At 67.0% G+C, this 11,866-nt stretch carries 10 protein-coding genes; 6 read left to right on the forward strand and 4 right to left on the reverse strand.

The window, feature by feature from the left end; all coding sequences use genetic code 11:
* Positions 1 to 14: 14 nt before the first annotated feature.
* Entirely contained in the window at positions 15 to 419 is a 405-nt protein-coding gene (locus VHS75_RS14915) for a DUF6152 family protein (protein WP_329639409.1), read from the reverse strand.
* 348 nt (positions 420 to 767) lie between these two features.
* On the opposite strand from VHS75_RS14915, the gene VHS75_RS14920 reads away from it, so the two are divergent.
* Positions 768 to 1,538, forward strand: coding sequence for a response regulator transcription factor (locus VHS75_RS14920; protein WP_329639410.1), 771 nt, complete (start codon positions 768 to 770; stop codon positions 1,536 to 1,538).
* Complete coding sequence (locus VHS75_RS14925) at positions 1,535 to 2,926, forward strand: ATP-binding protein (protein WP_329639411.1); 1,392 nt, start codon at positions 1,535 to 1,537, stop codon at positions 2,924 to 2,926. Before VHS75_RS14920 ends, VHS75_RS14925 begins: the two co-directional genes overlap by 4 nt.
* Here the strand turns inward: VHS75_RS14925 and VHS75_RS14930 are convergent.
* Both VHS75_RS14930 and VHS75_RS14935 read right to left on the reverse strand, forming a co-directional pair.
* Positions 2,923 to 3,471 carry a DUF6644 family protein gene (locus tag VHS75_RS14930; RefSeq protein WP_329639412.1) on the reverse strand — a complete coding sequence of 183 codons (549 nt, stop codon included), beginning with the start codon at positions 3,469 to 3,471 and terminating at the stop codon, positions 2,923 to 2,925. The two genes, VHS75_RS14925 and VHS75_RS14930, sit on opposite strands and share 4 nt — an antisense overlap.
* A 34-nt stretch (positions 3,472 to 3,505) precedes the next feature.
* Positions 3,506 to 3,997 (reverse strand): hypothetical protein, encoded by a 492-nt coding sequence (locus VHS75_RS14935; protein WP_329639413.1) that lies wholly within the window; start codon positions 3,995 to 3,997, stop codon positions 3,506 to 3,508.
* 444 nt (positions 3,998 to 4,441) lie between these two features.
* Here VHS75_RS14935 and VHS75_RS14940 point away from each other — a divergent pair, with 444 nt between their 5' ends.
* The 4 genes from VHS75_RS14940 (at position 4,442) to VHS75_RS14955 (ending at position 10,237) form a co-directional block, all read left to right on the forward strand.
* Complete coding sequence (locus tag VHS75_RS14940; protein ID WP_329639414.1) at positions 4,442 to 5,059, forward strand: c-type cytochrome; 618 nt, start codon at positions 4,442 to 4,444, stop codon at positions 5,057 to 5,059.
* Positions 5,056 to 5,949, forward strand: a complete 894-nt coding sequence (locus tag VHS75_RS14945; RefSeq protein ID WP_329639415.1) for a peptidylprolyl isomerase — start codon at positions 5,056 to 5,058, stop codon at positions 5,947 to 5,949. The genes VHS75_RS14940 and VHS75_RS14945 overlap by 4 nt, the downstream gene beginning before the upstream one ends.
* Positions 5,949 to 7,154 carry a HupE/UreJ family protein gene (locus VHS75_RS14950; protein ID WP_329639416.1) on the forward strand — a complete coding sequence of 402 codons (1,206 nt, stop codon included), beginning with the start codon at positions 5,949 to 5,951 and terminating at the stop codon, positions 7,152 to 7,154. Before VHS75_RS14945 ends, VHS75_RS14950 begins: the two co-directional genes overlap by 1 nt.
* A gap of 311 nt (positions 7,155 to 7,465) precedes the next feature.
* Positions 7,466 to 10,237: a TonB-dependent receptor domain-containing protein gene (locus VHS75_RS14955; protein ID WP_329639417.1), complete on the forward strand. Its 2,772-nt coding sequence runs from the start codon at positions 7,466 to 7,468 to the stop codon at positions 10,235 to 10,237.
* A gap of 351 nt (positions 10,238 to 10,588) precedes the next feature.
* Here VHS75_RS14955 and VHS75_RS14960 read toward each other — a convergent pair.
* On the reverse strand, positions 10,589 to 11,866 hold a 1,278-nt coding region (locus tag VHS75_RS14960), incomplete at its 5' end, for an L-glutamate gamma-semialdehyde dehydrogenase (protein ID WP_329639418.1).

The raw sequence follows: 11,866 nt of genomic DNA on the forward strand, positions 1-11,866 counted from the left end.
CAGCGCTGCGCGCGTCAGTTCGGCGTCGGCGACTCGGTCAGCACCGTGCCGTCGGCCTTGATCGCCTTGACGAAGGCGCCGCCCAGCCCGCCGTTCTTCAGCGGGCTGATCACGAGGTTGATCTTCTCGCCCGGCGCGAAGGTGTTCGGGCCGAAGCCCTGGCGGATCAGGGTGTCCACGCTTGCCCCCTCCACCATGACCTGCGTCGGCCGGCCATCCTTCATCACCATCATCACCAGCCAGCTGTGCGGGTTGGTGAACTCCCACGTCTTGACCGTCCCCTGCAGTTGGACGGGATGCTCTTTGTCGAACATCGCGAACGAGTGGTGGGCGAGAGCGCCGGACGCCGCCAGCGCCGCGGTCACGCCCGTCGCTCCGGCCAGCGCGGCGCGCCAGGACCACCCACGAAACCGCGTCATGCCAATCTCCCTATGTCGCAGGATCGACTTGCGGCCGATCCAATTTCTAGCTTCATGATCGCGATCACCCGAATTTAGGTCAACAACTATTGTTGCAAACGCGCGCGCTATATTTATTCGACTCAAGTAATACAGTGACGATTAGTGTCTATAATCTCATCTAACCTTTCGGAATATGTCCCCAAGCTGCGCAACGACACGTCCTGATACACTTTGACACTTTCGCCGACGGGGGAGCAGCGTTAGGCTGAGATCGGGCGCAGGGTCCTGATCGGCGCTGCGGCCCCAAGGATCAGGAGGAACGGTCGCGTCGGCGGAACAACCGCTGGCGCTCCGGGAAACATGCAGATGACCGCCCAGGCCGAAGTGCGGCCGCAACCGTCCGTAGCGCCCCAGGCGGCGTCTCGGACCCTGCTCGTGGTCGACGACGACGAGGACATCCGCACGCTGGTGGCCGAGCCATTGGCCAACGCGGGCTACACGGTGCTGACAGCCTCGGACGGACCCTCGATGTTCGCCATGCTGAACGACCATTCCGTCGATCTGATCGTGCTCGATCTGAACCTGCCGGGCGAGGACGGGCTGTCGCTATGCCGCATGACCCGTGCGACCCGCGACACGCCCATCATCATGCTGACCGCCCGCGGCGAGGCCATCGATCGGGTGATCGGCCTTGAGGTCGGCGCTGACGACTACATCACCAAGCCCTTCGAGCCGCGCGAGCTGGTCGCCCGCGTACGCAGCGTCATGCGGCGGGCCTATGCGCCCATGGCGCCACAGGAACCGCCGCCGCCGAAGCGGGCGATCTTCCAGGGCTGGACCCTGGACTTCGAGAACCGGCGGCTGAGCGACCCGAAGGGGCGGGTCGTGATGCTGTCAGGCAATGAGTACAGCCTGCTGAAGTTCCTGGTCGAGCACGCCAACGAGGTGCTCACGCGCGAACAGCTGCTGACACTCACTTCGCAGCCGATGCTAATGGACAGCGCCGCCCAACGGGTGGCCGATCTGCAGATCAGCCGCCTGCGCCAGAAGCTCAGCGACGACGCCCGGGCCTCGCAGTTGATCATGACGGTGCGCAGCCAGGGCTATGTGCTGGCCGCGGCCGTGAAGTTCGAATGAGCCTCCGGCGCTACTTCGGCTCGATGGCGGGCCGGCTGTTCGTCTTCCTGCTCGTAGGCGTGATCGGTTCGGCCAGCCTCGCACTCGGCCTGGCGAACATGCGGCGCACGTCGGACCTTGAGCATATCAACATGGTCCGCGTGGTCGATCGCACCCAGGACATGGTGTCGCTGATCAATCACGCGCCACCCAAGGTGCGCGCCCAGATGCTGTCGGAGGGGATCCTGGGGCTGCATCCGCTGCGCGGCGGCGAAAGGCTTATCGGGGCGGAGCCCGAGCTCACGCGGATGCTGAACCAACGCATCGGACGCGGCAGCCACGCGCAACGGGCTGCGTCGGCGACCTGCATAGCCCGGCCCGCGGCGGCGTCCTTCTACGCACACCTGGCCTGCTGGGTGGTCACCGTCCGCCTCGCTGACGGCAAGACGGTCGACCTCACAGCGCTTACCCCGCGGGCGGACGCGCTGCAGATGCCCATGCCGGACGCACTCTTCCTCTCGGTTCTCACCTTGGCCGTGGCGGTGCTGGCCTTCTTCGCCTCGCGGATGGCGGCCGCGCCGCTTGAGGACCTGGCCCAGGCGGCCGGAGCGATCGGGGGCGATCCCGATGGCGCCCCACTACCCGAACGCGGCCCCTCCGAGGTGCGCGAGGCGATCCGGGCGTTCAACGCCATGCAATCGAAGCTGCACGACCACGCCGTGGAGCGTACGCGTATCCTGGCGTCGATCACCCATGACCTGCAGACGCCGCTGACCCGTCTGAGGTTGCGGCTCGAGAAGGTGGGCGACGCGGCTTTGCGCAGCCGGTTGATCGACGACCTAGGCCGGATGCAGGCGCTGATCCGCCAGGGCCTCGACTTCCATCGCGGCGACCAGGCGGAGGAGGCCTTCGCCCCGATCGCCCTCGATTCCCTGCTGGAAAGCATTGTCGAAGATGCCGCGGAGTGCGGCCGTACGGCGGTCTTGACCCGGCGCTCCGGCTACGACGTCGAGGCGCCGCCCACATCGCTGCAGCGCTGTCTCGCCAATCTCCTCGACAACGCCCTGAAGTACGGCGGCCGTGCAGAGGTGTCGGCCGCGCTGGAGGGGGACCGGCTGCGCATCCGCATCCGCGACTTCGGGCCGGGAATCCCCGAGGACAAGCTTGACTCCGTCTTCGAGCCTTTCGTGCGCCTGGAATCCCCGTCGCCGCAGCCGGTGGGCGGCGTGGGGCTGGGCCTCACCATCGCGCGCGGCCTGGCGCGCAAATGCGACGCCGAGCTCACGCTCGCAAACCACCCGCAAGGCGGGCTGGAGGCGAGCCTTGTCCTGAGCCGCGGCCTGGCGCCGGGCGCCCCAATGATCGACCAAGCGTCCGAAGAGACCCAGGTCGACGCCCTGGCGCACTAGCCCGCGGTGGGGGCCTTGACGCTCGCGCTGGCGCTCGGCGGCGGGCCGAACTGATCCTGGGTGGTGAAGCTGACCATCCGGCCACACGCGACGATAGCGATCCAGAAGGCCAATGACAGGCTCGCGGCGATCTTGGCCGCGCGCGGCGTCCGGCCCTCGGCCCAGTCGGCCACCCGGCGATAGGCGCCATAGTGGAAGACCAGCATGTTCACGCCGGCCAGCACCAGCAACAGTATCTTCAACTGGAACGGCGGGTCGGTCACGTATTTGACGGCCGCGGAGATGAACATCAGCCCGCCGGCGACCGCGGCTACGACAAAGGCGGCCCAGGTCCAAGGCAGCAGTTCATCGGCCACCTGAACCACGGGCCGTTCACGCCACCAGAGGCCAAGCAGCCGCAGATCGACCACGGCGATCGATCCCACGACCAGGGAAATGGCGATCACGTGCACGGTTTCGACAACCGGAAACGCCCAAGGCGCCTGGGAGACGAACCGGGCGACGGCCAGCCCCTGCAGCCCATTCGCGACGGTGGCGATAGACATTGAAAGATCTCCCGAAGTGGGCCGCCGGTTGAGCTCAACCCATGAAGTAGGCGATGAACCGGCCGCAGACGGCGATCGCGAGCCAGGTGATCAGCGACAGGCCAGCGGTGATCTGCGTCGCCCAGGAGGCTTCGCCGCCGTCGCCGCGGGCGAGGGAAGCGTCAGCGATCGTCTTCTGAAGGGCGAAGGTGAGCGCAAGCGCCAGCACGAGCAGCAGCATCTTGAGTTGGAAGACCGGGTTCAACAGGTCGCGCCGCGGCTCGCCGATGATCAGCACCGCCCCGGAGAGCGCCATCAGCGGTACGGCGGTCCACACCGGCGGCAGGAAACGGCGGGCGAGCGCCTGGACGCCCACGCGACGGGGTGCGCCGGTCAGCACCCGGACGTCCAGGAAGAGCATCGAGAACATCACCGCCGCCAAGCAAAGGATGTGCACGATCTGGCAGAGCGGGATCACCCAGCCGGCGTCCTGAACGAAGGTGCTGAGCGGCGTCTTCTCCAGCCAACCGCACAACGATGCCAGCATGACTCCTCTCCGTGCGCCTCGCCCGAAGGTCGCGAGGACGGCTCAGCATACCGGCGCGCGAGCGCGGATTTAAAGACTTAAATTGCGTCATAGTGTGTCAATGCGGAGTATCGTTGAAAATATACGATATAAATATCTAGATTAACCCTCAGGCATGAAAGATATAATTTGACGAAATAGGTATTTGCAAGTCTGATTTATTGACAAATGGAGCTGATGATCCCATCAAATAAACCCAGGTTGTTGGGAGGTTGAGCTTTGCGGAGACAGGGCGCGGCCCGCCTTGGTGAGCGTTTGCGGGGCCTGCGCAGGGCGCCGCGCGGCGCCTGGCTGCTGGCGGGCCTAGCCGCGTCCCTGGCTGGCGGCTTGTGGGTCGCACGCGCGGCGCAGGTATCCGCCGAGTTGGTGCGCAGTGATCCCGAGGCGATCGCGCAGGACGCTGGCTTGTTCGAAGCGGGCGTTGCGCGTGGGCGGCCGGTGTACCTGCGCCGGTGCGCAAGTTGCCATGGCGCCGGCGGCAAGGGCGATCGGACCTTGGGCGCGCCGGACCTGACCGATCGCGACTGGCTCTATGGACACGGGCGGGTGAGCGACATCGAAAAGGTGATCGCCCACGGAATCCGCGCCCCGGACCGTCGCGGCTGGAACCTGGCGGTTATGCCGGCCTATGGCCAGCTAGTTCCGTCCGCGACCGAGCGCGTGCCGCCGCTGTCGCCCGACGAGATCGCGGCGGTCACCGACTACTTGCTGGTCCTCGAACATCGCCCCGCGGATGCGGCCCAGGCGGCGGCGGGCGCACGGATCTACGCCGGCAAGGGCGGCTGCTTCGACTGCCACACGCCTGACGCCAAGGGCGATCCGGCTATCGGGGCGCCGAACCTGACGGATCGCGTCTGGCTCTACGGCGACGGCGGCCCGACGGCGATCGCCTATTCGATCACGCACGGCCGGCAAGGCTTGTGCCCCGCCTGGGCGGGCCGCCTTTCGCCGCTGCGCATCCGCGAAGCCGCTCTCTACGTCTATGCGCTCTCGCACCGGGCGCCCCGGAGCAAGGTCCGATGACAGCCGACCCGACGATCTCCAATATCTGGGATTTCAGCCGCGTGAGCGTGCGCCGCTCGCTGGCGCTGATGGCGGCCGGCGCCGCCGTCGGCCTGGCCCTGGCGGGCTACAGCCTGTTCACCGCGCAAAGCACGACAACCCTGTTCGTGCCGGCCGAGGACGTGGCGCTCGTCAATCAGCAACCGATCGCGCGCGCCGACTACTACGCCCAGCTGCAGGCGAGCTTCCGCACCGATTTCGCCCACACCACGCCCGCCCAGCGCCGCAAGGTGCTGGAGGACATGATCCGCGAGGAACTGTTCGTGCAGCGCGGCAAGGAGCTCGACGTCGCCGCCGCCGATCCCGACGTCCGCTCGGCTACCGTGAACGCGGTCGAGCAGATGGCCGCGGCGGATGCGATCACCGCCGAACCCAGCGATGCAAAGCTGCGCGCCTACTTCCACGCCCATGCCGACAAGTACGAGCAGGAAGGCGTGATGACCGTCCGCGACATGCTTTTCGCGACGGCGGCGGACGGCGCGGCGGCGGCGCGCGCGCTGCGGGCGGGTGAACCGGACGCGGCCGTCCTGGCGCGCCTCCGAGGCAGGGACAGCGGGAAGGAAACGGGCCAGGACTTCTACTTCGCCGCCAAGATCCACCTGGGCAATGAGCTGTTCGATACCGCCGCGGCCCTGCCGTCCGGCGGGGTCTCCACGCCGGTCCCGCAAGCCGATGGCGTCCATGTGCTGCACATGCTCAAGAACACGGCGCCGCAGCCGATCGCGTTCGAAACCGCCCGACCGCAGGTGCTGCAGGACTATCGGAACGAGCGCGTGCGCCAGGCGACCGTGCAGTACCAGGGCTTCCTGCGAAAGCGCGCCAACCTGCTGGTCGCCAAGGACCTGCGCTGATGCTCCGGCTCTTCGTGCTGCTGGTGCTGGCGCTGGGCCTGTTCGCGGGCGCAGGCCCGGCCGCCGCGCACACGCTGAGCGAATCCCACTCGGCGTGGGAGATCAACGGCGCGGACATCGACCTCGTGATGACCATCCCCACGCGCGAGGTCGAGCGGCTGGGGCCTACAGGAACGTCGCCCTCCGACGCTACGGTCGAGGCCTATCTGGCGGCCCGCGTCTATCCGAGCTCTGGAGGCGACCGCTGCCCGCTCGCGCCGCCCATCGAGACACCGGCGGCCGCGCCCGGCTTCCGCAAGTATGACTTCACGTTCCGCTGCCGCTCAGCCGCCGACCTCAAGATCACCTCGCGCGCATTCTTCGACCTCGTCCCCAGCCACACCAACTTCGCCGAGATCCAGGATCAGGCGTCGGGGGCGTTCGCCGAGCAGTTGATCACGCGCGACCGGCAGACGGTCGAGGTCTCCGATGGCGCAGCCAGCCGGCTGAAGAGCGCGAGCTTCCTCGAGTTCGTCGCCATGGGGATGATGCACATCTTCACCGGCATCGACCACATGTCGTTCCTGCTGGGCCTGGTGCTCATTTCCCGACGGCTGCGCGACCTGGTGTTCGTAGTCTCCGGGTTCACGCTCGGCCACAGCCTGACCTTGGCCTTGGCGGTCACCGGCGTGATCCGGCCGCACGCGGAGTTCATCGACGCCCTCGTGGCCCTGACCATCGTGCTGATCGGCGCCGAGAACGTCGCCGAACAGATCCGCAAGCCCGCCGCCATCGCCGCCGTCCTGGGCGGGGCCTTGGCGCTCATGGCGTTGGCGGCCTGGGCCGGCCTGGGCGAACTCCCGGCGCTCCTTCTGCTGGGCGGCGGGCTTTTCACCGGCAGCTACCTGATGATGTCTGGGCGTCTGGCCGACGCCGGCCGCTTCCGGGTGCTCATCACCCTGGTCTTCGGCCTGATCCATGGGTTCGGCTTCGCCTCGAACCTGTTGGAGATGCAGCTGCCCACCGAGCGCCTGGCCGAACTATTGGTGGGCTTCAATCTGGGCGTGGAGTTCGGCCAACTCTCGCTGGTGCTCGCGGTCACTGGATTGGTGATGGGGCTGCGACGCCTGCGCCTGGCCGCGCCACGCCCGATCACTGTCGACTTGGCCGCCAGCTTCCTCGTGGGCCTGGGCGTCTTCTGGTTCGTCACCCGCAGCTATCCCTAGTCGGGGTGATTAGTGGCGAATAAAAATGGCAAATATAGATCGACATGAATTCGATGAATTCTGATGTCGTTAGAAACACTTCGATATAATTGATCAAGAATATAAATAGTTTCTCTCGTAACTATTCCAAGGATATTAAGGGGTGTCTTGGCGTGAGTGAATCTCTACGTCGGGGCCAAAGACCGGGCGCTCAGCGGATCGGTCAAAGGGAATGGAAACGCGAGGGGATGATGCGCATTCGATTGACGGCGGCCCTATTCAGTGGGGCGAGCATCCTGGCTCTATCTTCGCCCGCTCTATCGCAGACGACGTTGGCGACCGCGGCGGCAAGCGCCACCGCCCCGCAACAGGTCGAGGAAGTCGTCGTCACCGGCACCCATATCCGCGACGGCTTCACGTCGCCGGTGCCGGAGACCATCGCCACGGCCGATCGGCTCGAGGCCACGACGCCCACCACGATCCCCGACGCCTTGAACAAATTGCCGCAGTTCGCGGGGTCCGCGATCAACGCCGGGTCCGCCAACGGCGCCGGCAGCGGCCCACCGAGCGTCCTTTTCGGCAACTTCCTGAGCCTGCGCTCCCTGGGTCCGGTGCGGACCCTGATCCTGCTCGACGGGCGCCGTGTTCCGCCGACCACGCTCAACGGCCAGGTCGACACCAACACCCTGCCCGAGATGCTGACGCAGCGCGTGGACGTGGTCACCGGCGGCGCCTCGGCCGTCTATGGCTCGGACGCCGTGTCCGGCGTCGTCAACTTCGTCCTCGACCACAAGTTCACCGGCCTGACCGTCGAGGCCCAGACCGGGATTTCGGATCGCGGCGATGTGCCCTCAACCAAGTTGGGGATCGCGGGCGGCGGCGACGTTCTCGACCGTGGCCATGTCATCTGGAGCTACGAGCACTACCAGAACACCGGCATCAAGGCGCACGAAGACCGCGACTACAGCGCCTCAGTGCCGGTCTATACGGGCGCGGGAACCGCCGCCAATCCGTTCGTCCTGACGCAGGATGCCCGGTTGTCAGGGGCGAGCCTAGGCGGTCTGGTGACCAGCGGTCCGTTCAAGGGTCAGCAATTCGTCGGCGCCGGCGTCCTTGCACCCTTCAATCCAGGCACGCCGACCAAGAGCAACGGCGTCGCGGTGGGCGGCGACGGCGCCTACTACAGTGGCTTGGCGCTCACCCCGCCGGTCCGCAGCGACCAGCTGTTCGGCCGCTTCGAGTATGACGTCAGCAACGACGTCAAAGCCTATCTCCAGGTCAACGGGACCGAGGAACGGAGCGCCGACCAGCTCACCGCCAACGCCCCGCCGACACCCTTCACCATCTTTAGCGGCAACGCTTTCCTTTCGGCGAGCCAGCAAGCCGCACTGACCGCCGCCAACGCGCCCAGCTTCACCGTGGCGCGACTTAGCCGCGACCTCGCGGCGGACAGCTCGACCACCCAGACCACGAGCAACTACAACATCACTGCCGGCCTGATGGGAACGACGTTCAAGGATTTCGTCTGGGACGCCTACTACACTCATGGCGAGGCGCGCGTCCGTTCCGACCTGTACAACAACATCAACTATCCGCGCTTCTACGCCGCGCTCGATGCGGTGAAGGATCCGGGCGGAAACACTGTCTGCCGGGTGTCGATCACCAATCCCGGACTCTACCCCGGATGCACGCCGCTCAACCTGCTCGGGAACAACACCGCGAGCGCCGCGGCCAAGGCCTACATTTACGACAACACCCAGTGGCAGGCGCTGAATAAGATTGACGACGTCGCCGCCACGATTTCAGGCGTCGCTTTCCAGAACTGGGCCGGCCCGGTCTCGGTGGCGCTTGACGCCGAATACCGGTCGCAGAGCCTGGTGGAAACCTCGAACGCGAGTTCGCTCACGACGCCTGTCACGACCGGCATCCGGCTGGGCGCGCCGCCGACAACGAACTGGGCCTACGCCACCCAGGCGCCGCAGCAAGGCTCCAACAGTGTCTGGGAAGTGGGGGTGGAGAGCGTCTTCCCGCTGCTGAAGGACCTGCCGTTCGTCGAGAAACTCGAGGTGAACGGCGCGGCCCGCTACACCGACTACAGTTCCAGCGGCCCGGCCACCACCTGGAAGGTCGGCCTGAACTACCAGCCGATCGATGATCTGCGGTTCCGGTTCTCCGAGTCGCGCGACATCCGCGCGCCGACACTCGCCGACCTCTATGCCGGGACCACGATCTCGATCCTCAACGTCAACGATCCCCACACCGGCGTGAACGGCGTGATCAGGGTGCAGGGCGGCGGCAATCCGAACCTGGTGCCCGAGGTCGCGCGAACCTCCACGGCGGGCGTGGTCTACACGCCGTCCTGGATTCCGAGGTTCTCGCTGTCCTTCGACTACTATAATATCGTCATCGACAACGCGATCGGCTCCATCAACGGCTCCAACACCGCGATCCTGCAGGAATGCGAGAACTCGGGTGGAACCTCGCCCGTCTGTTCGACGATCGTGCGGCCGCTGCCGTTCAGCGACCACAGCGCGGCCAATTTCCCGACGCTCGTCTACAATCTCAACCAGAACATCGCCCAGACCTACACCCACGGCTTCGACGTCGAGGCGCGGACCGACCGCACCCTGAGCGACCTGATCGGCGGCCTGCCTGGGCATCTCGACCTACGGCTGCTCTGGTCCCACCAGCCGGTCCTCAAGAGCCGCACCTATCCGACGTCGCAGCTGACCGAGGCGACCGGAGTGGCGGGCCTTTCCGCTGACCGGGTGACGACCACCGTCGGCTATGAGATCGGGCCGTTCTCGGCGCTCTGGGAAGCGCGCTACCTGAGCAGCCAGGCGCGCAGCGGCAATCCGCTGCAGGTGTACGCCGGCCCTGACCTGCCGGCGATTTGGTACCACGACCTGAACTTCACCTACCGGTTCAGGTCGGCTGGCCACGACCTGCAGGCCTTCGTGATCATCGACAATCTGTTCGATCAGCAGCCGCGGATTTCGCCGTCGACGACCTTCGCCGGCATTCCCGGGTTCGGCACGCCGTACGTGACGGGCGACGACCCGGTCGGGCGCTACTACACCGTGGGTCTGCGGATGAAGTACTGAGGCGACGGGTCCACACCACCGGCCAACACTCAGCGCGGCGGGCGCGCGATGTTGGAGATCGTCAGCCGCATCGCCGCCTGGGCCGGCGCCGCGCCCAGCCGATCTCCGCCTTCGGTGGCCGGACGGCGGAATCGCTGGTGAAGGCCGGGGAGGCGAGGGCTCTTCATAGCTACCTGGATGATCTCGGCGCGGGCGGATTTGCGTAGATTTCTAGGCCACCGGCTAATTCCGCTTATGCGCGTTGGCTGTCGCAGGCCCAGCGGGAAGGGCGGTCGGCATTTCTGTTGGTATCGTCGCTGACTTTGCAATTCGCCTCGGCGGCGTGGGTCCTGCCAGCGCCACCACCGTCCGTTAGAGATTCAGCAGCGCCGGGTCGCCGCCCTGGGCGGCGATATTGACGCTGAGCGCGCGTTCGACGGCGTAGCGTAAGAGGGCGTTGGGGCCGCCGGCCTTGGGGCCGGTGCCGGACAGGCCCTCGCCGCCGAACGGCTGGACGCCGACCACGGCTCCGATCATCGAACGGTTGACGTAGGCGTTGCCGGCGGGGACGAGGCTACGGACCTGTTCGGCGAAGGCCTCGATGCGGCTGTGGACGCCGAGCGTCAGGCCATAGCCGGCGGCGGCCAGGGGCGCGGCGGCCGAGGGCAGGTCGTTGGCGTCATAGCGGACCACATGCAGGATCGGACCGAACACCTCCTTCTGCAGGAAGCTCGCCGACGGGATCTCCGCCAGCACGGGTCCGAAGAAATGTCCGCCGGCCGGCGCGGCCAGCTCGTGCAGCACCTTGGCTTCCTGGCCGAGGCGCTCGTGGTGTCTGGCGAGCTGGCTCCGCGCGTCCTCATCGATCACCGGGCCGATGTCGGTGCGCGGATCGGCTGGGTCGCCCAGCACGAGCGCGTCCATGGCCCCGGCCAGGCCCTCGATCAGGGCGTCGGCGGTGTCGTGCGGGGCAAACAGCATGCGCAGCGCCGAGCAGCGCTGGCCGGCGGAGCCGAAGGCCGAGGCGATGACGTCGTCGATCACCTGCTCGCGGAGCGCCGTGGTGTCCACGAACATGGCATTGAGCCCGCCGGTCTCGGCGATGAACGGCACGATCGGCCCGTTGCGGGCGGCGAGCGTGCGGTTGATCGCCCAGGCGGTCTCCGTGCCGCCGGTGAAGGCGACGCCGGCGCAGGACGGGTGGGCGACCAGGGTCTGACCGACCGTCGCGCCGTCGCCGGGCAGCAGGTGCAACAGGTCGGGATCGAGCCCGGCGGCGTGGAAGAGGCGCACCGCCGCCGCGGCGATCAGCGGGGTCTGCTCGGCGGGCTTGGCGAGGACCGCGTTGCCGGCGGCCAGCGCCGCGGTGATCTGGCCTGTAAAGATGGCCAGCGGGAAGTTCCACGGGCTGATGCAGGCGAAGACGCCGCGGCCGTGTAGGGCGAGCTGGTTGGTCTCGCCCACCGGGCCGCGCAGGGTCTCCGGATGGGCGAACTGCCGCTCGGCCAGCATGGCGTAGTAGCGGCAGAAGTCGGCGGCCTCGCGTACTTCGGCGACCCCGTCGGACAACGTCTTGCCGGCCTCCAGCGCGCAGATGGCGATCAGCCGCTCGCGGTTGGCCTCCAGGGCGTCGGCCATGGCGCGCAGGAT

The sequence above is a fragment of the Phenylobacterium sp. genome (assembly GCF_036264965.1).
GTDB lineage: Bacteria > Pseudomonadota > Alphaproteobacteria > Caulobacterales > Caulobacteraceae > Phenylobacterium.

Coding starts and splice junctions, on each gene's coding strand:
- VHS75_RS14935 (WP_329639413.1), bottom strand. CDS start 3,997: ATGCTGGCATCGTTGTGCGGTTGGCTGGAGAAGACGCCGCTCAGCACC.
- VHS75_RS14950 (WP_329639416.1), top strand. CDS start 5,949: ATGCTCCGGCTCTTCGTGCTGCTGGTGCTGGCGCTGGGCCTGTTCGCG.
- VHS75_RS14930 (WP_329639412.1), bottom strand. CDS start 3,471: ATGTCTATCGCCACCGTCGCGAATGGGCTGCAGGGGCTGGCCGTCGCC.
- VHS75_RS14945 (WP_329639415.1), top strand. CDS start 5,056: ATGACAGCCGACCCGACGATCTCCAATATCTGGGATTTCAGCCGCGTG.
- VHS75_RS14925 (WP_329639411.1), top strand. CDS start 1,535: ATGAGCCTCCGGCGCTACTTCGGCTCGATGGCGGGCCGGCTGTTCGTC.
- VHS75_RS14915 (WP_329639409.1), bottom strand. CDS start 419: ATGACGCGGTTTCGTGGGTGGTCCTGGCGCGCCGCGCTGGCCGGAGCG.
- VHS75_RS14920 (WP_329639410.1), top strand. CDS start 768: ATGACCGCCCAGGCCGAAGTGCGGCCGCAACCGTCCGTAGCGCCCCAG.